General features: G+C 74.9%; 22 protein-coding genes. 7 read left to right on the plus strand and 15 right to left on the minus strand.

Annotated elements, in window-relative coordinates:
* Window positions 1–52: 52 nt before the first annotated feature.
* Both ACFVFS_RS33175 and ACFVFS_RS33180 read right to left on the minus strand, forming a co-directional pair.
* A complete protein-coding gene (locus ACFVFS_RS33175; protein WP_380628576.1) occupies window positions 53–283 on the minus strand; it encodes a hypothetical protein in 231 nt (76 codons plus the stop codon).
* Between the two features lie 23 nt (window positions 284–306).
* Window positions 307–1,005 (minus strand): hypothetical protein, encoded by a 699-nt coding sequence (locus tag ACFVFS_RS33180; protein WP_380628577.1) that lies wholly within the window; start codon window positions 1,003–1,005, stop codon window positions 307–309.
* A 452-nt stretch (window positions 1,006–1,457) separates the two neighbouring features.
* Between ACFVFS_RS33180 and ACFVFS_RS33185 the strand changes: the two genes are divergently transcribed.
* Both ACFVFS_RS33185 and ACFVFS_RS33190 read left to right on the plus strand, forming a co-directional pair.
* Window positions 1,458–1,697, plus strand: coding sequence for a hypothetical protein (locus ACFVFS_RS33185; RefSeq protein ID WP_380628578.1), 240 nt, complete (start codon window positions 1,458–1,460; stop codon window positions 1,695–1,697).
* 88 nt (window positions 1,698–1,785) lie between these two features.
* Entirely contained in the window at window positions 1,786–2,406 is a 621-nt protein-coding gene (locus ACFVFS_RS33190) for a class I SAM-dependent methyltransferase (RefSeq protein WP_380628580.1), read from the plus strand.
* On the opposite strand, the gene ACFVFS_RS33195 is transcribed toward ACFVFS_RS33190, so the two are convergent.
* Both ACFVFS_RS33195 and ACFVFS_RS33200 read right to left on the minus strand, forming a co-directional pair.
* Complete coding sequence (locus tag ACFVFS_RS33195) at window positions 2,396–3,184, minus strand: SDR family oxidoreductase (RefSeq protein ID WP_380628581.1); 789 nt, start codon at window positions 3,182–3,184, stop codon at window positions 2,396–2,398. The genes ACFVFS_RS33190 and ACFVFS_RS33195 overlap by 11 nt on opposite strands.
* A gap of 161 nt (window positions 3,185–3,345) precedes the next feature.
* Complete coding sequence (locus tag ACFVFS_RS33200) at window positions 3,346–4,830, minus strand: tyrosinase family protein (protein ID WP_380628582.1); 1,485 nt, start codon at window positions 4,828–4,830, stop codon at window positions 3,346–3,348.
* Window positions 4,831–5,038: 208 nt separating this feature from the next.
* Here ACFVFS_RS33200 and ACFVFS_RS33205 point away from each other — a divergent pair, with 208 nt between their 5' ends.
* Complete coding sequence (locus tag ACFVFS_RS33205; protein ID WP_380628583.1) at window positions 5,039–5,461, plus strand: hypothetical protein; 423 nt, start codon at window positions 5,039–5,041, stop codon at window positions 5,459–5,461.
* A 432-nt stretch (window positions 5,462–5,893) separates the two neighbouring features.
* Here ACFVFS_RS33205 and ACFVFS_RS33210 read toward each other — a convergent pair whose 3' ends face one another.
* From ACFVFS_RS33210 to ACFVFS_RS33250, 9 genes are all read right to left on the minus strand, one after another.
* Window positions 5,894–6,505 (minus strand): DUF5134 domain-containing protein, encoded by a 612-nt coding sequence (locus tag ACFVFS_RS33210; protein ID WP_380628584.1) that lies wholly within the window; start codon window positions 6,503–6,505, stop codon window positions 5,894–5,896.
* Window positions 6,506–6,591: 86 nt separating this feature from the next.
* On the minus strand, window positions 6,592–7,290 hold the full coding sequence (locus ACFVFS_RS33215; RefSeq protein ID WP_380628585.1) for a DUF1775 domain-containing protein: 699 nt from the start codon (window positions 7,288–7,290) through the stop codon (window positions 6,592–6,594).
* 136 nt (window positions 7,291–7,426) lie between these two features.
* Window positions 7,427–8,632 carry an MFS transporter gene (locus ACFVFS_RS33220; protein WP_380628587.1) on the minus strand — a complete coding sequence of 402 codons (1,206 nt, stop codon included), beginning with the start codon at window positions 8,630–8,632 and terminating at the stop codon, window positions 7,427–7,429.
* Window positions 8,625–10,001 carry a hypothetical protein gene (locus tag ACFVFS_RS33225; protein ID WP_380628588.1) on the minus strand — a complete coding sequence of 459 codons (1,377 nt, stop codon included), beginning with the start codon at window positions 9,999–10,001 and terminating at the stop codon, window positions 8,625–8,627. The genes ACFVFS_RS33220 and ACFVFS_RS33225 overlap by 8 nt, the downstream gene beginning before the upstream one ends.
* Window positions 9,992–10,168 (minus strand): hypothetical protein, encoded by a 177-nt coding sequence (locus tag ACFVFS_RS33230; RefSeq protein ID WP_380628589.1) that lies wholly within the window; start codon window positions 10,166–10,168, stop codon window positions 9,992–9,994. Before ACFVFS_RS33230 ends, ACFVFS_RS33225 begins: the two co-directional genes overlap by 10 nt.
* A gap of 6 nt (window positions 10,169–10,174) precedes the next feature.
* Complete coding sequence (locus ACFVFS_RS33235; RefSeq protein WP_380628590.1) at window positions 10,175–11,794, minus strand: B12-binding domain-containing radical SAM protein; 1,620 nt, start codon at window positions 11,792–11,794, stop codon at window positions 10,175–10,177.
* The gene (locus ACFVFS_RS33240; RefSeq protein WP_380628591.1) at window positions 11,794–13,785 is read right to left on the minus strand and encodes a B12-binding domain-containing radical SAM protein; all 1,992 of its coding nucleotides are present in this window, start codon (window positions 13,783–13,785) and stop codon (window positions 11,794–11,796) included. Before ACFVFS_RS33240 ends, ACFVFS_RS33235 begins: the two co-directional genes overlap by 1 nt.
* Window positions 13,786–14,311: 526 nt before the next feature.
* A complete protein-coding gene (locus ACFVFS_RS33245) occupies window positions 14,312–15,937 on the minus strand; it encodes an SDR family oxidoreductase (protein ID WP_380628592.1) in 1,626 nt (541 codons plus the stop codon).
* 228 nt (window positions 15,938–16,165) lie between these two features.
* Window positions 16,166–16,768 (minus strand): TetR/AcrR family transcriptional regulator, encoded by a 603-nt coding sequence (locus ACFVFS_RS33250; protein WP_380628594.1) that lies wholly within the window; start codon window positions 16,766–16,768, stop codon window positions 16,166–16,168.
* A 148-nt stretch (window positions 16,769–16,916) separates the two neighbouring features.
* On the opposite strand from ACFVFS_RS33250, the gene ACFVFS_RS33255 reads away from it, so the two are divergent.
* Window positions 16,917–18,407, plus strand: coding sequence for a glycerophosphodiester phosphodiesterase (locus ACFVFS_RS33255; protein WP_380628595.1), 1,491 nt, complete (start codon window positions 16,917–16,919; stop codon window positions 18,405–18,407).
* 109 nt (window positions 18,408–18,516) lie between these two features.
* On the plus strand, window positions 18,517–18,975 hold the full coding sequence (locus tag ACFVFS_RS33260) for a hypothetical protein (RefSeq protein WP_380628596.1): 459 nt from the start codon (window positions 18,517–18,519) through the stop codon (window positions 18,973–18,975).
* 190 nt (window positions 18,976–19,165) lie between these two features.
* Here the strand turns inward: ACFVFS_RS33260 and ACFVFS_RS33265 are convergent, their stop codons facing one another.
* Both ACFVFS_RS33265 and ACFVFS_RS33270 read right to left on the minus strand, forming a co-directional pair.
* Window positions 19,166–19,789 carry a dihydrofolate reductase family protein gene (locus ACFVFS_RS33265; protein WP_380628597.1) on the minus strand — a complete coding sequence of 208 codons (624 nt, stop codon included), beginning with the start codon at window positions 19,787–19,789 and terminating at the stop codon, window positions 19,166–19,168.
* A 159-nt stretch (window positions 19,790–19,948) separates the two neighbouring features.
* Window positions 19,949–21,544, minus strand: a complete 1,596-nt coding sequence (locus ACFVFS_RS33270; RefSeq protein WP_380628598.1) for a M4 family metallopeptidase — start codon at window positions 21,542–21,544, stop codon at window positions 19,949–19,951.
* A gap of 163 nt (window positions 21,545–21,707) precedes the next feature.
* Here ACFVFS_RS33270 and ACFVFS_RS33275 point away from each other — a divergent pair, with 163 nt between their 5' ends.
* Together ACFVFS_RS33275 and ACFVFS_RS33280 are read left to right on the plus strand one after the other, a co-directional pair.
* On the plus strand, window positions 21,708–22,175 hold the full coding sequence (locus tag ACFVFS_RS33275; RefSeq protein ID WP_380628599.1) for a GNAT family N-acetyltransferase: 468 nt from the start codon (window positions 21,708–21,710) through the stop codon (window positions 22,173–22,175).
* Window positions 22,176–22,255: 80 nt separating this feature from the next.
* Window positions 22,256–23,611: a hypothetical protein gene (locus ACFVFS_RS33280; protein WP_380628600.1), complete on the plus strand. Its 1,356-nt coding sequence runs from the start codon at window positions 22,256–22,258 to the stop codon at window positions 23,609–23,611.
* Window positions 23,612–23,656 lie beyond the last annotated feature (45 nt).

Raw genomic sequence — 23,656 nt, forward strand, 5'->3', positions numbered from 1 at the left:
CAGCCGTCCACCCGCACGGGTGGACGGACGGCCGCCGGGCCGTTCCCACCGGTCAGCCGCGGGCCGGCTCCGGCAGCAGTCCGCGCTCGCGCGGGAGGGGCACCAGGTGGTCGCGGACGGCCGGGGCCGTCCGCAGCGCCGGGTCGAGACCGTCGGTCCAGCGCCGGTCGGCGAGTTCGGCAAGTTTGGGGGCGCGGGCCGGAACGGGTGAGCCGGTGGCCGCGGTGCCGGTGCCGGTCGCCGATCGAGGGCCGCCCTCCGCGGCCGAGGCCGGTCGGTCCACGGCGACGGACGGGATCCGCCCGTTCAGTGGTAGATGCTGCGGCAGAGGCGGGCCTGCTCGGAGCCGGCCGCCCACCGGCCGAACCGCTCGGCCTGGTCGCAGATCGTGCCCGCCTCCGCTCCCGGCGTCACCCCCGCCGCAGGCGCACCCGCGGTGGACGAGGGCGCGTGCACGCCGCCGGGCGCCGGAGCGGACGCCGGGGCGGGGCCGCCGGACGGGGCGCCCGCCGTCTTGGTGGGCGCCGGGCGCGGTGACCGGCTCGCCTTCGGCCGCGCCGAAACGGAGTGGTCCCCGCCGTCGGTCCGGGGGGCGGTCTCCGCCTGAGGCGCGCCCGCCGCATCCGCCGCATCCGTCGGGGCGGCGGGCCGCGGGCCCTCGCCGCTCGTCGTCGGCGGCGGCAGCGGGGACGGGGCCGGAACCGGCAGCCGGTCGGCCGCCGCCGAGGCGGCCGGGGACGGTGGCAGCGCCGGTGCCGTGGACGGCCCCGGGAAGGCCACCACCCCGGACGACTCCTCGCCCGGCCCGGGCCCGCACATCGCCAGCACGGCCGCCAGACCGGCGACGATCCCCGCCGAGCCCGCCACCCACATCCGGCGCCGCCGTCGCCGGCCCGCCTCGGCGGCCGCCGCCATCGCCTCCCAGGCAGGCGGCTCACCGGGCGCCGCGGGCGGCGCCGGCACCGGCGGAGGCTGCCAGGCCTGCGCCGGCCACTGCCACTGCACGGTGCCGGACGGCTTCCTGACGCCCGCACCGGAACCCGGTCCCGGTCCCGCGCCGGTGCCCGGTCCCGGGCTCGCACCCGTCGGCCGCGCCCCACCCGCCCGGGCCGACCCGCCGGTCACCGGTCCGCCCACCACCGGTCCGCGCGGCGGCGGACCGCCGCTCGCCGGTGTCCCGCCGCCTGCCGCTTGCCCGCTCATGTCCTCGTCCTCCTGCCATCGCCTGCTCCGGCTCCCCGGCGGCCCGCCCGTCGCCGACACCCGGTCGTACGGGAACGGGGCCGGTACGGCGCCGCTGCAGGGCCCCGCTCGCCGTACTCAACGAGCGCGCCGACGCCGGGACATGACCCGGACGAGGGCCCCGGGGCGCGACCGGCCCCGCTCGCGCCCCCCGGCCGTACGCTGCCTGCCGTACCCCGGGTGCGCTCCCCGGAGGTCCGCCACATGCTGGGGGCATGGAAACCAACAGCCCGTCCGGCTCGGCGCGGCCCCAGGTCGAGGTCGCCGAGTTCCGCACCGACAGCCGCTACCGGCTGGTCCACTTCGAGGGCCACGGCTGGGAGCCGCTCGGCCCGGAGGAGTTCGAACCGCGGGTCCACCAGCTGTTCCCGGACCTCGATCCGCACGACCCGGTCCGCGTCCGGTGGGAGGACCGCCCCTGGGAGTGGCCCGCCTGGCACCCGGGCGAGGCCTGACCGCAGGTGTGACACCCGTCCGGGTAAGGTTGACGCCGTCCCTTGACGGCCGCCCACCGGCCGCCGGGACGACAGAGGGGGAGCGGGCATGGGGGAGCCGCGCGCGGACCGTCCGGCGGGCACCGCCGGCTACGGCGAGGCGGCCGAACGGCTGGCGGCGCAGTACGAGGCCGTCACCTTCGCCGAGGTCCACCGCGAGGCCCTGCACCTGTTCCCGCCCGGGCCCGCCGACGTCCTGGACGTCGGCGCCGGCAGCGGACGCGACGCCGCCGCGCTCGCCGCCCTCGGCCACCGCGTGGTCGCCGCCGAACCCACCCCCGAACTGCGCCGGATCGGCGAGCACCTGCACGCCGGCAGCGGCGTCCGCTGGACGGGCGACGCCCTGCCCGGCCTGCCCGCCCTCGGCGCGGCGGGCGCGCGCTTCGACGCCGTCCTGCTGACCGCCGTCTGGATGCACCTGGCACCCGACCAACGCCCACCGGCGATGGACGCCCTCACCGGCCTGCTCGCCCCCGGCGGCCGACTCTTCCTCACCCTGCGCCACGGCCCCGTCCCGCCGGGCCGCCGGATGTACGACGTGCCGGCCGACGAGACCCTCGCCCTCGCCCGCAGCCGCGGCCTGCACCCCGTGCTGCACGCCGAACGCCCCGACCTGCACGGCCGCCCGGACGTCCACTGGACCGTCCTGGTCCTCTCGTTCAACCGCTGAAGCCGCCGTTGCTCAGCAGCAGCTGCCCGTTGACCCACTGCCCCTGCGGGGAGCAGAGGAAGGCGACCAGGTTCGCGGTGTCCTCCGGTGTGCCGAGCCGCCCCAGCGGCGTCCGGCCGAGCACCTCCGCCCGCACCCCTTCCGTCATCCAGCCCGTGTCCACCGGCCCCGGGTTGACCGCATTGGCCGTCACCCCCAGCCGGGCGAGCTCCTGCGCGGCGGCGAGGGTGATCCGGTCGAGCGCCCCCTTGCTCGCGCCGTACGGCAGGTTGCCCGCCGTGTGATCGCTGGTGAGCGCGACGATCCGACCGCTGCCGGCCGCTCCGGTGAACCGGCGCCCGAACTCCCGGATCAGCAGCCAACTCGCCCGCGCGTTGACCGCGAAGTGGCGGTCGAAGCTCTCCACCGTGGTGTCGAGGAGGCCGGAGTCCACCGACTCGCAGTGGCACAGCACCAGCGCCGTCACACCCCCGAGCCGGCGCTCCACCTCGTCGAACACCCGCCCCGGAGCCTCCGGTTCGGCGAGGTCCGCCTCCACCCCCGCGCTCGCCGCCCCCCGGTCGGCCAGCGCCCGCGCGACGGCCTCGGCGGCGCCCGCTTCGGCGCCCCAGGCCATCCGGCGGTCATAGGGCGTCCAGTAGGTGAAGCCGATGTCCCAGCCCGCCCCGGCGAGCCGCTCCGCGATCCCGGCGCCGATCCCGACCGTCCGCCCGACCCCGGTGACCAGGGCGACAGGCCGGGCGGCCGGGAGGTGCGGGGGTCCCTGGTCGGTCTTCATGGCAGCGATCGTCGACCGGACCTGAGGTGACGTCAAGTCGATAATCAAGGAACCGCGTTGTGAGTCACCGCCTGCGGACGGCCGGGTCGGCGGCCGCGGCACCTGATCCGCGGCGCCCGCCGGCCCGGCCGATCACCGGTCGGGGGGGCTGATGACGGTCCTCAGATGCTGGTGAGGCTGACGCTCTCGAAGCCGGGCTTCGGTCCGGCCGTCTCCGGCTGCGGGATGGACGGCACGATCGAGACGGTGAGCGGGCCGTCCGGCAGCAGGCCCTGCTCGGACAGCCGCTGGACCTGCTCGGTGACGTCGTAGCTCGCGTCGTGGCCGCCGGCCCCGGCCATCCCGAAGAAGGAGATCCAGCCGACGAAGTAGGGGCCTTCCGGGTCGAGGTCACCGGCCGGGCCGTTGAGGAAGACGTGGAACGGTGTCCCGGGCGGCATGTCGGTGTGCACGTTGTGCACGGTGAGGATGAGGTTGGTCTCCGGCTGGTCCGAGTCGGCGAGCGAGCGCAGGGCCCCCTGGACGCCGCTCGGCTCCAGGGACACCGTCGTCGGCGCCCGGACATCGAGCGGCTGGCGCGGATTGGCGGCGGAGGCGGCCAGGACCCGCGTGCCCGGCCCCGGGGCCGTGGCCGACGGGACGAGCACCGGGCGGGTGCCGGATCCGTCGGTCAGCGACTCGTACTTGTAGTTCCGCGCGTCGTTCAGGACCGCCTTGCCGGTGGTCCGCTGCTCCCCGCCGTCCTCGTCGAAGAAGATGAACTCGTGGTCCAGCCAGGAGGTGTGGTCCGGGTTCTGGTTGCCCTTGTTCAGCCAGGCCGACCAGAGGCGGTCGATGTTGGCGTGGTGCAGCCAGAAGATCGGGTCACGGGCGGAGCCCTCCACCCGGCCCATCCAGCCGCCGACACCGCCGTGCACCTGGTTGTGCGGGACGTTCTCCAGCTCGCCGAAGCCGCGCTGGAAGTGGGGCATGACGGTGAAGCTGATCTCGCTGCCGAAGGTCGGCTGGACGTTCGACCGGCTCTTCGTGGCGGAGAAGATCGTCTCGCTCATCGCGGTGAAGGGATTGAGGTCCGAGTAGCGGAGGATCTGGAAGGCGGAGTTCTTCCCCGTGAAACGGTGCGGGGTCTGCCAGAACTCGTCCTCGCTGGTCGGCTGGAAGTCGTCCCGGAGGAAGAGCGGGTTGTCGACCGTGAGGTCGGTGCCGCCCGGGCGGTCGGGCATCTTCGGGCTGCGGAAGGCCGCCGGAAGCGCGCGGGAGGTGAACGTCGTGGGCGGGGTCGTGGTGGGCGCGTCCAGCGCGTAGTCCCAGTACGGCAGCGCCCAGGCCGTGGAGGGGTCGGGGGTGATGTCCTCCTGGGCGGCGATCTGCTTGATGGTGCCCCGGATGATCCGCTCGAAGTACCAGAGGTAGCCCCGGTGCCACGGCAGGAAGAACCAGCCGCCGTGCGGACACTGGCTGAAGGCCTCGTTCGTCTCCGTCACGGTGGGCGGGACTCCGTGGATGCAGCCCTGGAAGACCCAGCTGGTCGGGTCGAACTCGGGCCGCTGCTGCATCAGCCCCACGGCCCGGGCGTACCAGTACAGGACCGGATCCCACTCGGTCATCTTGCTCGCGTCTCGTCGTACGAACGTACCGTTCGACATGTCACTCCTGGGTTCGGGCGGGACGCCCTCGTCGGGCGCCCCGGATTCGTTCCGGCGGCGACCACCGCCGCACGCGGACTTCGCCTGGAGACGTTCGGGAGGGTGAACCGCGCGTGCTATCCGGACGTGCGGGGCTGGCGGATCCGGGCGGTCGCAGGACCCTGGAGCGAGGTGCTCGATCCGCCTCACCGTGTCCAGGAGGGACGAAATGAACGTCACGGAGTTGACCGGCACGTACACGTACCGGAGCTTTCTGGAGCTGCCGGACCCCGTCAACGACTTCAACGAGCTCCGGTTCGCCCAGGCGGAGCTGAGGCTGTCGGCCGAAGCGGACGGCACGGTCAGCGGCATGCTGATCCTCGGGGACGTGTCGGGGACGCCGCCGATCGTGATGGACATGACCGGCACGGCATCGGTCTCGTCCCGGGTCTCGTTCACCCTGAGCGGCCGGGGCCGACCCCCCATCGAGGACTTCCACTACGAGTACGACGGCATCGTCCTGCGCCACTGGGAGACCGGGATCGACCAGCGGATGGTCCTCGCCGGGACGGTGCTGCGGGCCGAGCGCCACGGTGACGCGCCCGCCGGGCAGACCGCGAGCTTCCTCGCGGTGCGGCGCGACGGCTTCTGACCCGGCCGACGGACGACCCGCCGCCGGCCCGCTCCGTGCGGGCCGGGGGCCGTCCGCGGCGCGCCGCGACAGAGGGAGCGCGGGCGCGGGGGCCGCGACCCGGCCGGTCGGTGCGGTCGGCGGGGCGGTGGCGATCACGGGCTCTTGCACGGGAACCCTCGTTCCGGTGGCGTACCCCCGTTCTCCAAGGTAGGCCCGGGTTTCGCGGTCCGCGCGGGGAGCCGGGCAGGGCTCCGTGGGCGGTCACCCTCCGTTCGCACGGCCGTGGTGACCGGGAGTGACAGCGGATGCGATGCGTCACAACTGACGGACGCTCGACGCAATGCCGAACCGTCGGACCGCCGGGCCGCGGGGCCGCCGGGCCGTCGGATCACCTGACCGCCAGGCCGCCGGGCCGTCGGACCGGGCCCCGCCGTTGCGGCCGAAGCGTTGTCAGCTCATGGCGAGCAGCATGTAGAACATGCCCACCGCCATCACCGTGCGTCGTGCGGAGACCAGCCCGGACGAGGTCAGGGCGGCGGGCCCGCCGGCGCCGGTGAGCGGGGCCCCGCCGGCGGCCGGGCGCGGGAGCCACGAGCCGGCGCCGCGGACGGCGTAGCCCAGGAAGTACGCGGCGAGGAGCAGCAGCGTCCACGCCGGTACGGCGGAGCCGACACTCCCGTGGACCGCGCCGCCACCGGCGTGCTGGTGCGCCGGTGCCGTGCACAGCACCAGCGCGGCCATCGCGGCCGCGCTGAGGACGTGGTGGGGGTAGTGGCTCCAGGGGCCCGCGAACGCCGAGCGGGGCCGTCGGCACAGCCGGCCCGCCAGGAGGAGTGTCGGCCGGAGCACCGACGCGGTGAGCAGGGCCGCCCACAGGGCGGGCGGCAGGGGGTCGAACGCCGGTGCCATCATCCCGGCCATGGACAGTGCCATGACGATCTCGGCCGGCTCCAGCCGACGGTCCGGGCAGCCGCGTCCGACCACGACGAGGACGACGCAGTGGACCGTGCAGCAGGCGGCCAGGGCGATCAGCAGCGCGGCGGCGATCACGGGTTCATGCACGGGAACCCCCGTTCCACGGGCTCCCTCTCCACGGTAGGCCGGGCCGCTGCACGACGCTCGGGGAGACCGGGCGATCGGGCGACCGGTCAGCCCGCGGAACCCCGGCCCCGTCCGCGCCGCCACCACCAGCCGCCGGCGGCAACGGCGAGTACGACGACGCCGCCGACCGCGATGGGGAGCGCGGGCGACGAGCCGCCGCCCCCACCGGCGGACGCGGGCGACACGCTCGGCGACACCCCCGGTGCGGTGACGCCTTCGGCCGCCGTGCTCGCGGAGAGCGCGGTGGCCCCGGGCGACGCCGGCGCGAGCTTCAGGACGGGCGCGGGGTGCTCCGGCTCCACGCCGTTCTGCGGCAGCTCGATCCAGCGGTCGACCCGGCCGTCGCTGTAGGTCTCCAGCGTCTTGAAGACCACCTCGTCGGTGTCGGGCAACTGCCTGATCGTGATCCTGTGCACGACGTCCTGGCCCACCGCCAGCGCGGGGCCGCCCACCGCGTAGCCGTCCGCGGTGGCGGAGAAGGCCCAGCCGGCGGGGGAGTCGACGAGGGCGACGTCACCCGGGGTGATCCCCTCCGGCAGGACCACCTGCACCTTCGCGAACCCCGAGGTCCCCGACTCCGCCTCCCCGGTGAAGGTGACCGTCACGTTCACGGCCAGGGCCCGGGCCTGATCCGACGCGACCTCGACGTGCGCGAAGGCGGCCGTCGCGCCCAGCGCGACCGCGATGGCCGCCGACGCCACGGCGGTCGCGGCGCGGGCGACAGCGCGCGAGCGGGACACGGACATCGAAACCCTCCCGGCCGACGGTGGCCGTCCCGGACACGACCACGACCCAGCCATCGTGCACCAGCCCGGCCCGCACCGCCCACGGAGCCGGCCCGGCGGATGATCCGCTCCCTGACCCGGTTCCGCCGCAGTGGCCTCAGACGCCGGCCTGCGCGGAGTCCCGCTGCTCCCCGGCCGCACGCGACGGCCCCGCTCCCGGCCTGAACAGGTACCCGGCCAGGGCCAGCGCCACCGTCGCGCCCGCCACGAGCGGCAGCCTCGCCACTCCCACCGCGCCGAGCACGTATCCGCCGAACAGGCCTCCGCCCGAGACGCCCAGCGCCACCGCCGACGCGTTGAAGGTCAGCAGCATCGGCCCGTGGTCCGGAAACGTCTCCAGCAGCCGGCAGGTCTGGGCGGGCGTGAACGACCAGCCCGTCACGCCCCAGCCGAGCAGCACCGCGCACAACAGCGTCTCGGTGCGGGCCAGCGGCAGGAGGAACAGGCACAGCGTCATCCCGCCCATGCTGCCCACCAGCACGGTGCGCCAGCCCAGGGCGTCGACCGCCGCTCCTCCCACGACGGTTCCCAGCGTGGTCCCCACGCCGAAGACCATCAGCGTCCGGGCCACCGTGGCGCTCTCCTGCCCGCCCACGTGCCCCGCGACCAGCGACAGGTAGGCGTACACCACGAACTCCCCCGCGACCACCACGAAGGACAGCACCACCACGGACAGCAGCCGCCGGTCGCCGAGGAACGCGGCCCGCTCCCGCATCCCCGCAGCGGCGAGCGCCCCTCCCGGCAGCCTGCTCGACCGCTGGACGAGCGCCACGACCACGGCGAGCACCGCCAGCAGCACCAGGATCTGACGCCAGGTGACCACTGCCGACGCCCAGACGCCCAGCGGAGCGCCGACGATCGTCGCCATGGTCAGCCCCGAGGCGAGCACCGACAACGCCCGGCCGCGTCGGCGCGGTCCCAGCCGCGCCGCGCGCGCCGCGGCCCCCGGCTGGTAGCAGCAGGCCCCCAGGGCCGACACCAGGCGGCCGGCGATCAGCATGCCCAGACCGGTCGAGGCCGCCGTCACCAGGTTCCCGAAGGCGAACAGCAGCAGCCCGAAGGTGCAGACGTCACGCTGCGAGCGCCCGCCCATCAGCACGGAGGCCGCGGGCGCGCCGAAGACGCACACCAGCGGGTAGACCGCCAGTGCCTGCCCGCCGCCGGCGGCGCTCAGACCGAGATCGGCGCTCACCCGCGGCAGCACACCGGTGAGGATCGAACCCTCGACCGCCACCACGAACGTCCCCATCACGAGCGGCGCGAGGCTGGACCAGCCCGCCGCGGAACCACCGCTGTCACCCATGCCGTCCCCATCGGTACCCGGCCGCGACGAGGTCGAGCCCCATCGGCATGCCGCTGAGCCGTTCGGCCGAGCCGCGGACCGGCAGGTCACTGCCCTCCTCGAAGACCCCGACCAGCAGGTCCGCCTCCGCGCGCAGCGCCGCCGCGTCGTCGCCGTGCCCCAGCCGGGCGTCCACCGCGGACTCCAGTCCGGCGACGAACCGCACCGCGCACCCGTTGACGGCCTCCTCGTCGGCCGCGGACAGCCGCTCGACCAGAGGATCACCGGAGTGAGTGAAGATCATCGATGCCCGCCCGGCCCGCTCCCCGACCGGCACCGGCGCCACGAACTTGCACGCGTCGATGCACCGCACCCCCCACCCGTCGCTCAGCACCGTCGCCCGCGCCACGACCGCGTGCCATCGCCCGGTGCCCGCGTTGCGTTCCAGCCGCGGCCGCACGTACGGCTGCACCAGCGCCGACAGCTCGCCGCACTGGCCCCAGAGCATCCCGATCGACGCCACCCGGGCGAGCACGTCCAGCCGGTGCGCGTCCCGTGCGACCACACCCAACCGGCCCGCCACCTCGGCGAACCGTGCGCCCGGCACCACCACGACCCCGAAGCTGCGCCGACCCACCGCCGGCTTCACCACCACGTGGTCCTCGCCCGCGGCCCACTCGGCCGCCTCCGCCAGCTTCTCCCCCCGCGCCAGCCACGGACCGGCCGGCCGTGTCGCCGGGAGCAGTTCCGGCACCAGCGCCGCCAGCAGCAGCTTGTCCGTCGTCGGCAGCGCGTAGGCCAGCGGGTTGCACACCAGGTCCGCGCGCAGCGGCACCGTCCGCTGGTCGAACGCGTACGGCCAGACCACTCCCCGCGGGTCCCAGTCGCCGTAATCACCGGCCACCCGCCCGTCGGCCCCGAACAGCACCGGCCGGTCGCCGAGCACCCCGACCTCGTACCTCAGCAGGGGGATCCCCAGCTCCCGGGCCGGCTCCTCGTGGACCGACTCCCGCTGCCTGGCGTGCGGATCGCCCGGCGGCGCGTACGCCTCCGCCGCCGCGTACCAGCCGCCGCCCGGTCCGCAGGCCCGGCGCAGCCGCTCGGCGCTGAAGCGGTCCTGGAGGTCCATCGACGAGCGCTGGGACAGGCTCACGATCGTGCCGTCACCGGCCGCGGCCAGCGCCTCCAGGACGGCCCGCTGGACCCGGTCGTCGCCGTAGAGGCGCTGCTGCGCCTCCACACCGGAGCGCGCGCCGTTGGCGTCGACCACGACGGGCGCCGTGCCCCGCTCCTGCGGCAGGAGGACGTCGAGGGCGTACACCCGGGGCGCGGCGGGCCGCGGCGGGTCGGAGTGCGGCCCGCCGCGGCCCTGTGCGTCTGCTACTCGCACGCGACCCTCAGCTTCGATCGCGGAGCCACCGCCACCTCGTGGACGAACAGCTCGTGCTTGGACGCCTCCGCGAGGAGGACCTCCAGCTGGTTCTCCAGTTCGGAGACCGTCGCGTCGGCCTTGTCGCTCCCGAGCGTGTCGTGGTGCCTCGCACCGGTCGGACCCATGGGTTTTCACCTCCCCTCGATGCCGGTCGTGCGCCGGTACCTCCGGGGCCCGCCCGACAGTGCGGCGGACACCGGCTGCCGGTCCAGGACCGCCGTACGGGCGGCGGCCCGGTCGACCACGGAGACGTGGTCGCCGTGCCCGCCGTACAGCCAGTCCTCGAACCGGACGAATGGGAGCAGTGCCGGAGCGGTGTCCGCCACGTGTGCGGTCACGATCGGCAGCAGGGTGCCCACGGAGGCCTCCCGCAGGCTCGCCGGATCCCCCAGCCGCCGCGCGACGGCGCGGAAGAGCGGTACCAGCCCCCGCAGTTCGGCGAGGGCGGCCAGGGTCATCGGGAGGGCGGACAGCAGCTTGGACGCCGTCCAGCCCAGGGCGAGGAGCAGGTGCCGCTCCAGGGGTTCCGCGGCGGCCGCGTAGTAGGTCGAGAACACCGCCGGGTGGCGGGCGACGAGGTCGAGGACCTCCGGTGCGCCGTCCACGGTGCGCAGCAGCCACTGGGCGTAGGGGCTGTCCAGGTCGAGGACGAGGCCGTCACCGCCGGTGGACGCTCCGAGCGGGGTCCCGGGGACCAGCCTCGGGTACTGGACACGGCAGCTTCCGGGGTCGACCACCGACGCCCTCGCGGCCTCGCCGAGCGCGTGCTCGACGGAGACCGGGTCCTCACCGGGGAAGCCGACCAGGAAGTAGAACGTGGAGGCCAGGCCCGCCTCGGCGTGCCACCGGACCAGGTCGACCACCGCCGGGTAGCGTCCGGCGCGCTTGCCGATCAGCTTCTGGGTGGCCGGCTCGACCGCGTCGATGCCGACCAGCAGGCCCTCGCAGCCGGCCGCCGCCATCTCGGCCAGCAGCGCCGGGTCGGTGAGGTCCGCGCGCGTCATGCCGGTCCACGCGACCGGGCGTTCGCGCCGGCGCAGGGCCCGCAGCAGTTCCCCGGTGAAGCGCGGGTTGATGGTCAGGGTGTCGTGGACCAGGTGGACGCTGGTGCAGCCGCGGTCGGCGAGGACGTCGAGTTCGTGCATGATGCGGTCGACCGGTTTGAACGTGACGCGCCGTCCGGACGTCGCCGGGATCGAGCAGAACACGCAGTCGTAGGGGCAGCCGCGCGCCACCTCGACGAGCCCGGTCGGCTGGGTGCTGACCGCGGCGTAGCGTTCGAACGGTGCGGCGAGGTCGTACGCCGGGAGCAGCCACTGCCCGGCCGCGCCGGCGAGGGTCTCGCCGGGACCGGTGGCGACGTGGTCGACGAACGGGAACGCCCGCCGGATCTCCGGGCCCAGCAGGGTCGCCTGGTGGCCGCCGAACACCACCGTGGCGTCCGGGCGGGCGGATTTGAGGGCCCGGGCGATCGCCAGGGCGATCGGCAGGTCGACGCACTGCACCGAGAACGCGTAGACGTCGGCGGCCACGTCGAGCAGCCGGTCGGTCGCCGTGCGGACCAGTCCGGCCCCCGCGGGCAGGGTGCCCTCGGCCAGTTCCAGCGCCTGGTCGACCACCACCACCCGCTCGACGCCGGGGGCGTGGCGCAGCGCGGCGGCGGTCAGCAGCAGGCCGAGCGGCTCCGCCAGGTGGTAGGAGGTCCCCATCGCCAGCGGCGGCTGCACCAGGGCGACCAGGCCCCGGAACATCAGCCGGCCACGCCGGCCGGGACCGGCACCGGCTCGAACACGCCGAGCTCGGCCACCGGGCGCAGGAGTGCGGCGAGGTTCGCGAACAGGGCCTCGTCGGCCTCCTCCAGCCCTCCGGCCCGCTCCAGGATCTCCAGGGCCCGGGCGCGTCCGCTGTCGACCGCGACCACCTTCAGCCGGTCGGGCCCCATGAACACCAGGTGGTCGCGGGGGCCCTCGGTGTCCGGGTCCGCCCACGGTAGCCCGATCGACGAGCGGAACAGCCGGGCCGCCCGGCGGAGCCGGAACCGGCCGGCGGGGGCCTCCTTCGGGCCGTCGTCCGGCACCGGCGCGAGGACCGAGATCTCCTGGACCAGGGATTCGAAGCGGAAGGTCTCGCGCAGGAGCACCGGGGCGTCGCCGGATGCCAGCACGCCGGCCGTGAACCGTGCGAAGGCGTCCCAGATCTCGTGGTCCTTGAGGCCGACCAGGCCGCGCCGGCCGCCGGGTCCGCGCTGCTCGGCCGCCCGGTCGCGGTAGCGCCGGAACAGCTCCAGCAGGCTGACGTCCAGGTGCTCGGCCAGCGCGATGTACGTCCAGCCGTAGACCTCCAGCAGCTTGCAGTACCCGAGGGAGATGTCGACGCAGATGTCGAGGTCGCCGTGGTCGGGGGTGACGACGTGGAACGACTGGAAGATGTCGGGCAGCGCGGCGATGAGCTCCTCGTCCTCGGGCAGCCGGCGGCCGTCGGCGAACTCGATGCCCTGGGAGAAGGCGGTGGGGGCGTCCTCCGCCCGGTACTCCAGGCGGTGCGCCACCCGCTGGGCCAGGGCGGTCCCGGGCAGCGGGCTCATCAGCTGGATGAACGCGTTCACCCGGCCGACCTGGATGAACTCCGCGGCGAGGCGCAGCGTGGCATCGAGGTCCTGGGGCTTCTCCTCCGGAATTCCGACGACCATCGACAGGGACGGGAAGATGCCGCTGTCCACCGTCCACCGGACGCGTTCGGTGGTCTGGGAGGCCACTCCCCGGCGGAGCCTCTTGTTCATGCGGGACAGGGTCTCGTCCGATCCGGACTCCACGCCGTAGAGCAGCATGCGGCAGCCGGCCGCACTCATCAGTGCGAGCAGCTCGCGGTCGACCTCGTCGATCCGGCAGCGGCACTGCCAGGGCAGGTCGAGGTCGGCGTCGATCAGCGCGTGGGAGAGCTCCTCGACGAAGGCGCGGCGCGCGGTGAAGAGGTCATGGACGAAATAGGCCTCGAACTCGCCGTACCGCGCCCGGTGTTCGGAGAGTTCGGCGATCAGTGAGGCGGTGCTGCGGTAGCGGACCTTCCGGCCGTTCAGCAGCGTGGTCTGGCAGAATTCGCAGGCGAATGCGCAGCCCCGTCCGCTGTCCACCAGGATCGTGGGTTTGCGGCTGTGTTCGAAGTACGTGCCGAGGTCGTCGACCAGGTGGTAGCTGGGGGCGAGCAGGGAGTCGAGGTCGGTGACCCGCTCCTCGCCGGCCCGGGCGGCGATGGTGCCGCGTCGGCGCCAGGTGAGGCCGGCGATGCCCTCCCAGGGGCCCGAGCCGTCCAGTGCCCGTGCCAGCTTGGGCACGGTGAGTTCCGCCTCGCCGCCGAGCACCGCGTCGACGTAGGGGAAGGCCTCCAGGTACCGGGGGCCGAGGAAGCTCACGTCGTGGCCGCCGAGGACGACGGCCGTCCCGGGCCGGGCCGCCTTGATGCGCCGTGCGATGTTCAGCGACGCCGGGCCGGTGGAGCACTGGGTGCCGAAGCCGACGACGTCCGGCTCGCTCGCCAGGATCCGTTCGGCGCATTCGTCGTACATCCGCGGTCCGGCCCGCAGTTCACCGGTCTTGAGCCTCAGGACGAAGTCCTCGATCGCCACGTCGTGGCCGTCCGCCTCCAGGTAGGCGGCGATCGAGAGCAGACCGAGCGGGGGCGCCACGTAGTAGGCGGAGCGGTCGCGCTTGTCCTCGAACGGTGGAAACACCAGCGACCAGCGCATGCCGCGCCCCCTGATCCGGTGGAATTCGGCCCGGCGACGACCGGCCCGGAGCCCTCGCTCCCCGCTTGAGGATGGAAGGGTTGCGAGGACCTGTCAAGACTTGCGGGAGCGGAGGCCGAGACCGCTCTCTGAGATCTGTCGTGGCGGCGGGGCCGCCGTCGAGAACGCTCACGGCCTGTTGTCACAGGCGCTGCCCGTGACAACAGGCCGTGACGGCCTCGGCGCCCGTCCGCGCGCTGCGTGGGATCTCAAACCCGCTGTGGGTGGGGTGTGTTGGTCGACGGTGGGGCTTGTCGGGCCGTCGTGTCGGCGGCGGCCTGCTCCAGGAACGCGGTCGGGGCGGTGCGGACGGCGGACGGCGGACGGCGGGGGCGGGAGGGTGGAGTGGCCGAGGTCGTCGGTGCCGGCCACCGCACCACGTGGCGGCTCGGCGAGTCGGCCGCGTCGGGCGACTCGCCGATCGTCGCGACGCCGGGGGTGCCGCCGCAACGGGGTCGTTGTCGGCGGTTCCCTGCCGAACGACGGGCTATGCCGTGCCGTCGGAGGGGCCGACGAGGTTGATGGGGACCGGACAGGACGCCATGAGCCGTTCCAACTCCGCCCGAGCCGCCGGAGATTGGGCCGCGCGGACGCGGCTCCCGGTGCGGCGGGCGGCCCCGGGGCGGTGGCCCGGCGGGGTGGAGGCCGGGTCGGCGGGTGGTGCGGTGACGAGGAGGAGACCGCCCACGCGGTCCGGGTGTGCGATCGCGTAGCGCGCGGCCGGTGCGGCGGTGGTCAGGTGGGTGATCAGGACGGGCCGGGTCTCGACCGGGGCGAGGAGGGCGGCGAGCCAGGTCTCGTCCTGGGCCGGGGTGCCGGCGGTGCGGCCGGTCCCGGGGAGGTCCGCGGCGAGGACGGGGGCGGGGAGGCGGGTCGTGACGTCCTGCCAGGTGGCGGTGTCCGTGCCCGGTCCGCGGAGCAGGACGTGACCGGGGTGCCGGCGCTCGCCGTCGAGGTAGGTGCGGATCCCGGCGACGTCGGCGAACCCGCCCGTCGCCGGGAGGGCGGGGGCGGCTTCGCCTTCGCCGAAGTCGTCGGCGACGAGCCGGGTGGCCCACCGGCGCAACAGCTCGTCCACGGGCGGGTGGTGGAGGCCGGCGGCGCGGGCGAGACGGTCGGCGGAGGCCGTGTCGTAGCGGTCCTCGGAGAGGAAGGTGAGGGTCTCCGGGTCGGCACCGGTGAGCGCGCGGGGCAACCGTCGGACGAGGCCGACCGGTACCCGTCCGCGGGGTGCGGGCACGCCCAGGTGGTCGGCGAGCAGGGCGACCAGCTCGGGGAGGGGCGGGGTGGCCCGGTCGAGCACGGTGTGGGTGTGGACCGGTCCGCGGTCGTGCTCCGGGACGGCGGCCAGGAACCGGGCCAGATGGTCGATCGCGACCACCGGGACGAAGGTGCGGGCCGTTCCCGGCAGCAACGGCAGGCGGCCGGACCAGAGTTGGCGGATCAGCCCGGCCAGGCCGAGGTACTGCCCGGCCTCGCCGGTGACCGAGTGGCCGATGACGCTGCTCGGATTGACCGTCGTCAGCGGTACGCCGATCCGGTCGGCCGTCACCCGGACGGCGGCGTCGCCGAGTTGCTTGGACGCCTCGTACGCGCCGAGCCGGGCGTAGAGGGCGTCGGCCTCGGCGGGCGGCAGCGGGTGGCGGGGTACGGCGTCCCGGCCGACGCGGTACCCGGAGACGTGGACCAGCCGACGCAGCCGGGGTCGACCGGCGGCCCAGTGCAGGGCGGTGAGCGCGCCGTCGACGTTGGCGGTGTGGGCCGTTGCCCGGTCGAGGCCGAAGCTGAAGCGGGCGGCCAGGTTGTGGACGTCGCGGACCTCGGCGAGGCGGGCGTCGTCCTCGGGGGTGAGCCCGAGTCCGGGGCGGGTGAGGTCGGCGGCGACGGTGGTGAGCGGGCGGTCGTCGACACCGTGTGCGCGCAGCCAGCGGCGGAGCTCGTCGGCGCGGCCGGTGCCGGTGCCGGTGGCGGTGCGGGTGTCGGGGCGGGTGTCGGGGCGGACGGTGGCGGCCGTCGGTTCGCCGCGGCCGAGGAGTTCCAGGACCAGCCAGCGGCCGAGGAACCCGGTGGCGCCCAGGACGAGGGATGTCGGCGGGGTCTGTGCAGTGCTCATGGGTGGGAGCTCCGATTCTGTAGACCGGTCTGCATATTTTTTCGATATGGGGCAGTGGTGCAGAGAGTGCAGGGGCTGCGGACCGGCCGGAGGATGAATCAGTAGACCGGTCTGCATATTTTGGCGTGAGGAGGGGCGGGGAGCAGTGGGGGCGTGACTACCGATTCAGTAGACCGGTCTGCATATTTTCTAGGCGCGCCGCCGAACCGGCCGAGCGCCGGACCGGCGTCAGCGGGCGGGTTGCGGTGCCCGGTCGGGGCGGGAGGTGATCAGGTGGCGTACGGCGTGGGACGCGTCGAGCAGCGGTTCCACGGAGCGGCGCACCTGGGCGAGCAGAACGGCACCCTCCAGCAGGGCGAGCGCCTGTCCGGCGGCGACGTCCGCCTCGGCGGGCGTGAAGCCCTCGGCCGTCAGCCGCTGCGCGAGCACGCGCTGCCAGCCCGCGTACACCTCCGCGCAGACCAGGCGCAGGCTCTCGTTGCCGCCCGCGACCTCCAGGGCGACGGTGGCGATCGGGCAGCCCTTGGTGAAGCCGGACTGTGTGAGGCGGTCGGCGAAGGCCTGGGCCAGGGCGGCGAGCACGGCTGCCGTGTCGGCGCCGTCGCGGGCGAGGGCGGCGAGCCGGTCCTCGACCTCCTGGCCGGCCTGGGTGAGCGCGGCGGCGACCAGCTGGTCCTTGCCCTCGGGGAAGTGGAAGTACAGCGACCCGCGGGGTGCTCCGCTCTCCGCCACGACCTGGTTCAGGCCCGTGCCGAAGTAGCCGTGCGCCTCGATCAGACTCCGGGTGCCGGCGATCAGCCGGGCGCGAGTCTCCTCGCCTTTGACTCCCATGCGGGAAACTGTAGACCGGTCTGCATATTTTTGTCGACGGGCTTTCGGTGTCGCAGGGTTGACGGTCCGCCGGACCGGCCGTTCCCGCCTCGCAGGTGCCCGGCCCGCCGGTTTCCCGGCCGGGCCTTGATCGCATACGGTTCCGCGCATGACAAAGAGTCACCCGTCGACCCCCGTCCCGCGCTACGACCGCACCGGGCGCACCGGCCTGATCACCGCGCTGCTCGCGTCCGCACTGGGCGTCACCACCGTCGTGCTGACCGCCCAGCACGCGGCCTCCGCCGCCCGCCCGGCGGTTGCGGAGACGGCCCCCGCGGCCCCCGCCCCCGGCGAGGTCGTCGTCGACGAGGGCTTCAACGGACCCGGCCTCCCCGTCGGCTGGACCGCCGTGGAGGGCGCCTGGAAGGTGGAGAACGGCCGCCTCGTCGGCGCCTCCACCGACTGGAACCAGCAGACCCGCATCACCTTCGGCCGCCACCTCACCGACTTCCGCATCGAGGTGACCGCCCGCTTCGAGACCGTCGTCGACGCCGCCCGCTGGACGGCCCTCGGCCTGGACGTGCCGGCCAACGGCGCCACCCCGTGGTCGATCGCCACCATGCGCTCCGGCACCACCGCCGCCAACGGTCTGGAGTTCGCCCAGCGCACCCCCGCCGACACCTGGAACGTCACCAACACCGCCGTCGCCCCCTCCGCGGCGGGCACCGGCCGCGACGTCCGGATCGCCGTCGAGGTGCACGGCACCACCGCCCGCTGGCTGTTCGACGGCCGGGAGGTCATGCGCACCACCCGGACCGCCCGCAGCGCCGACGGCGGCCAGGCCCTGCTGGTCAACGGATCGCAGGTGTCCTTCGACGACCTCAAGGTCACCGCGCTCGCCCCGGGCGCCTTCGTCCGCCAACCGGGCGCGCCGCTCACCGTGTTCGCCCACCGCGGCGCCTCCTCCGCCGCACCCGAGAACACCCTCCTCTCCGACGAGGTCGCCCGCCGGGCCGGGGCCGACTGGATCGAGAACGACGTCCAGCCCAGCCGGGACGGCGTGCCGTACGTCCTGCACGACGACACGGTGAACCGCACCACCAACGGCACCGGCCGGATCCGCGACCTGACGGCCGCCCAACTGGACGGCCTGGACGCCGGCTCCTGGTTCGCCCCGGCCGCGGCCGGCGCGCGGGTGCCGAGCCTCGCCGCCCAACTGGACGACCTGCGCGTCCGCGGCGGCAGCCTGCTGCTGGAGATCAAGGGCCCGCACACCCGCGACGAGGTCGCCCGGATCGTCCAGGACATCCGCGACCACGGCATGACCGGCCGGGTCCTGGTCCAGAGCTTCGAGGTCGACGCCCTGCGCCACACCCGCGAACTCGCCCCCGACCTGCCGCTCGCCCTGCTGCGCGGCGACCTCGACGCCGACCCGGTGGCGGTCGCCCGGGACCTCGGCCTGTCCGCCTACAACCCCGCCGACGCCGCCCTCGCGGCCCGCCCCGACGTGGTCGCGGCCCTGCACGCGGCCGGTGTCGCCGTCAACGTCTGGACCGTCGACACCGCCGCCCGCTGGAAGGCCCTGGACGCCGCCGGCGTCGACGGCGTCATCACCAACCGCCCCGCCGAGCTGGCCGGTTGGATCTCGGCCCGCCAGTAGCGGTGGGAACGACGGACGGCAGGGAGGTCCCGGTGCCCGAGGGCGACGCAAGGGCGGGCCGGACGCCCGGCGGCCGGCTCCACGTCGACTGCCGCGCCAGGCGGGGGTGGTGGCCGACGGCCGCACCGTCGACCTGACCTACGGCGACTGCCGCCTCCTCCTCGCCCTCATCGCGCAGGGCGAGGAGTTCCGCTCCCACCCGGACCTGGGCCTGCGGGTCTGGAACCACCCAGGACCACCCGGCACGACGTCGGCGTCCGAACCGCCCCCCGCTCCCGCCCACCCCTTGACGTCCCCGGCGGGGGAGGCGGACGGCGGGTCCCCGGGCCCGGACGACCCGGAGGCCGACCGGACAGCGGACGGGCCGCCCGCGGGCGCCGGGGCCGATCCGGGCGCGACGCCCCGGCCTGGCCTGCGGCGCCGCGTCTGGCCCATGGCGGTGGTCGCGCTGATCTCCCCGGCGGCAACGGCGCTCGGCCTGCTGACCGCCACGCCCGCCGACACGTCGCCCTCTTCCTGCTCCACCTCGACCGGTGTGTTCCGAAACCGGACGTCGTGCAGGCCTTGACGACGATGCACGTGGGCCGCTCCGCCGATCTGGCCGACATCCGGCGGGGGTGGCGAAGCCGGGCGGCCGGAACCAGCGGCTCCTGAACACCCTGCACGACCTCCACGACCCGGGCGCCCTCCTTCCGGCCCGAAGCCCCCCACCGGCTGGCGGTTCTGGCGCAAGGACACCAACCCGCCCTGACCGGCCGTCAGAACGTGCCGAAGCTCGCCGGCCCGGTCGGGTGGTAGGTGCCGGCGGTGACGCCGGAGGGGGTCGTACGGGTGCCCGCGAGGCGGAAGGCGGTGGGCGGGCCCGCCTCCGGGAAGAGGCGGTGGCCGGTGCCCACCCGGACGGGGGCGGTGACCAGGTGGTACTCGTCGATGACGCCGTGCGGCATCAGGGCGCGGGCGAGGGCGCCGCTGCCGTGGATCTGGATCTCGGTGTCGCCCAGCCGGTCCTTGAGCGCGGACACCTCGGCGGCCAGCCCGCCGGGGGCGGCGCCGGTGAGTACCGTGGTGTTGTGCCAGCCGGGGTCGCGCAGGGTGGTCGAGGCGACGTACTTGGGCAGTGAGTTGAGCGGGTTGGCGACCGGGTCGTCGGGGTCGGTCACCTTCGGCCAGTAGCCGACGAAGATGTCGTACGTCCGGCGGCCGAGCAGGAAGGCGCCGGCGCGGCCGATCACCTCGTTCATCAGGGCGCCGAACTCCTCGTCGGCGAACGGGAACAGCCAGCCGCCGTGGGCGAAGCCGTCCTCGCGGTCCTCGTCCGGCCCGCCGGGCGCCTGCATCACGCCGTCGAGGGTCAGGAAGGTGGTCAGGACGAGCTTGGCCATGAAGGGTCTCCCCGGGTCGGATGTCGCCCCCCGGGCACCCAAGATCCCAGACGGGCCGCCGCGGCACCGCCGCGCCACGCCGTGGCGGGCGCCCAACGGTCGACGGCGCGCGGCCCGCCACCCCCCTGCACTCCGGGGAGTGACGGGCCGCGCGGGGCGTCAGGCGACCGACACCGCGCTCCAGGCGGCGGCGACCGCCTTGTACTCGGTGCTGTTGAGGCCGTACAGGTCCTTGGCGGCGTTCAGGGACGCGGTACGCGCGCCCTTGTAGTCCGTGGTGGACGTCATGTAGACGGTCAGCGCGCGGTACCAGACGGCGGCGACCTTCTGGTTGCCGATGCCGGTGACCGTCGAGCCGTTGCAGGTCGGGCTGTTGTAGGCGACGCCGTTGACGGTCCTGGCCCCGCTGCCCTCGCTGGCCAGGTAGAACCAGTGGTTGCCGACGCCCGAGGAGTTGTGCACGTCGAGCTGGCCGACCTTGCGGCTCCAGCAGTCGGCGGAGCCGCCGTCCAGGGACGGCTTGTCGAAGCGGCGCAGCCACGGCGGGGTGGACTGGTCGCTGAACAGGTAGTCGCCCTTGTCCACCGCGTTGCCGGCGTACCACTCGACCATGGTGCCGAAGATGTCGGAGGTCGCCTCGTTGAGGCCGCCGGACTCGCCGCTGTAGCGGAGGTTGGCGGTGGCGCTGGTGACGCCGTGGGTCATCTCGTGGCCCATGGTGTCGAGGTCGACCTGCTCGGGGTCGGTGACGCCGTCGCCGTCGCCGGTCATCATGCAGAAGCAGCTGTCGGACCACTGGGCGTTGTCCCACTTGGTTCCGACGTGCACGAAGACGGTGGCGCCCTTGCCGTCGTTCTTGATGCCGCTGCGGTTGAAGGTGTTCTTGTAGTAGTCGTACGTCCAGGCGGTGTTGGCGTGGGCGTCGACGGCGGCGGTGGCGCGGTCGGTGGAGAACTTCCTCCCGTCGCCCCAGACGTTGTCGGCGTCGGTGTAGAGGGTGCCGGAGTTGGCGTTGATCGTGCCGGCGGAGGCGTTGTGCGCGTCCTTGGTGGTGTGGCCGCGCAGCGGGTCGATCAGCGCGTAGCCGCCGCCGCTCTGGGCGGTGGTGTCGATGGTGATGTCGCCGGTGTACTCGGAGTGGCCGGTGCCGGCGGCCTGGTGCTCGGAGTCGTAGGCCTCGATCTGCTCGCCGGTGGTGGCGTCGGTGACGATGACGCGGCCGGCGGGCTGGCCGTGGTCGCCGGTGCCCCGGACGGTGGTGCGCCAGGCGAGGCGCGGGGTGCCGTCGGCGGCCCAGACGACGAGCTCGGGGGTGCTGGCGGCGTCGCCGACACCGGGGGCGGCCGCCAGCGCGCGGCCGGCGGTGAGCTGGGCGGGGACCTTGGGGACGATCGTGCGGACGGCGGCGTCGTGGGCGGCCGCGCGGGAGGAGTCCTTGAGCCGGCCGCGGGCGTCCTGGTGGACCACCAGGTCGCCGCCGACCACGGGCAGGCCGAGGTAGGTGCGGTCGAAGCGCACGTGCTGGGTGCCGTCGGCGTCGAGCACGACGTCCTTGACGACCAGGTCCTGGCCGTCGGCGAAGCCGAAGACCGCGGCGTTGCGGGCGACGTTGGCCCGGGCCTGGGCGATCGCGCCGTCGCGGCCGGTGGGGGCGGCCGAGGCGGTGCCGGCGGTGACGGTGGCGGCGATCAGCGCGGCGGTGGCGGCTATGGCTCCGGCCGCGAGACGGCGGCGAGAAGAGGAGGAGGGGCTCACTCTGACTCCAGTCGGGGATGCTGCGGGGTGCAGCGATGAGGGATGCGAAGAGATTGACGGTGATCAGTCAGTCAGAGCTAGAGTCGGCGTCGGATTTTTGCCAAGTTGTGTCCTGTACTGATCAAGAGTGATCGGTTGTGAGCGGCCTGTTTACGCTCGTGCCATGACGACCCCCCAGCCCTCGCCCGTCGACCTCCACTGGAGGGGCGAGTTCACCGACCGTGAGCTCGACACCCTGCACGCCGCCGCCTTCGGTGACCCGCACGACCCCGCCGCCCCCGCCACCGCCCCGGCCCACCCCGCCGCCGAGGCCGTTCCCACGCCCTGGCGCGCCCGGCTGGAGCGCCACAGCCTCGGCTGGGTCTGCGCCCGCCCCGCCCCGGACGGCCCGCTGCTCGGGTTCGTCAACGTCCTCTGGGACGGCGGCGTCCACGCCTTCCTCCTCGACACCGCCGTCGCCCCGGCCGCCGGTCGCCGCGGCCTCGGCACCCGGCTGGTCGCCGCGGCCGCCGACAACGCCCGCGCGGCCGGCTGCGACTGGCTGCATGTCGACTTCGAACCCCGGCTGCGCGCCTTCTACCTCGACGCCTGCGGCCTCCGCCCCACCGACGCCGGCCTGCTCCGGCTCTGACCCCCGCCCCCCGCCCGACCCCCGTCCGATCCCCGCTCGATCCCAAGCCCCGACCCCCGGACAGCCCTTAAGCTCGCGGGATGGACGGATGGGTGGGGGCCTGGACCGGCGGACGGCGAGCCGTACACGTCGGCAACGTCGCCGACTTCAACGAGCAGTTCGTCGACGAGCGCGAGCACCGGCCGCAGGACCCCGACCGGCGCGCACGCCGCCTGCGGCAGGCGCACCACTACGCGGGCCTGGCCGTCGCCTACGGGCCCGACCCCGCCGCGCTGGTGCTGCCCGCCGAGGTCGACCGGGCCTGGATCGACCTGCTCGCCCGCGAACTCGACTGGGGCCCGGTCGAGTCGTACGCCGGCATCGCCCCCGGCCGCACGGTGGCCCGCGCGCTCGCCGACCGCCCCGCGCTGGCCGAACGGCTCGCCGGCGCCCCCGGCCCGGTGCTGCACTGGGGCCGTACCGCCGACCTCGGCGACGGGCCGGAACTGGCCGCCGTGCGCCGCTACGAGTCCAAGGCCGCCGCGCACGAGCTGTTCACCGCCCTCGCCCCCGGCCACCCCGAGGTCCGGGTGCCCCGCCAGGAGCACGCAGACACCCACCGCCGCGCCGCCCGGCGGCTGGCCGCCCGGGCCGCCCGGGGACTCGCCACCGTCCTCAAGTCCCCGTACGGCGTGGGCGGTTACGGCACCGCCGTGATCACCCCGCAGCACGTCCTGGCGGCCGGCGGCGCCCGGGCGCTGCTGCGCCGCCTGGTCCGCGAGGACGCGCTGCCGCCCGGCGGCGACCTGCTGCTGGAGGAGTACGTGGACGGCGGCCCGGCCGGCTCGGACCGGCTGCGCGACCTCACCTTCGACGCGGTGATCGGCGCCGACGGGCGGGTGCACCCGGTCGGGGTCGGCGAGATGGCCGTCGACGGGACCCGCTACCAGGGTGTGACGGTCGGCCCGGGCACGGTGCCGCCCGGCGCCGCGGCCGCCGCCGAACGGTTCGGGCTCGCGGTGGGGGAGCGGCTGGCCGCCGCCGGCCACCGCGGCTGGTTCGACGTCGACTTCGTCACCGACCGGGACCGCCGGCTCGCGCCGACCGAGGCCAATCTGCGGCTCACCGGCCCGGCGGTCGCCTTCGTGCTGCGCCACCGCCTGGACGAGGTGCGCGGCCCCGGCCACCTGGTCCGCACCCTGGACGCCATGCCGCTGGGCGCCCGCCTCTCCCAGGAGGCGCTCTTCGGGCACCTGGAACAGCTGCGCCCGCGCTGCGCGCGGCTCGGCGTGACCGTCCTGCCGCTGATCGTGACGGCCTGCCACGAGCCGGAGCCCGCCGTCGGTCTGGCGCTGGCGGCGCGCGGCGAGCGCGCCGCCGAGGCGCTGGACGCGGCACAGGCCCTGCTCGGGGCGGCCCACCACGCGCTGGGGCGGATGTTCGAGGCCCTGCGCTGACGGACCGGCGAAACGCGGTCGGCGTCGCCAGCCGGCGGGGCCGGG

Origin of the sequence: Kitasatospora sp. NPDC057692 (assembly GCF_042799475.1) — a bacterium.
Lineage (GTDB): Bacteria > Actinomycetota > Actinomycetes > Streptomycetales > Streptomycetaceae > Kitasatospora.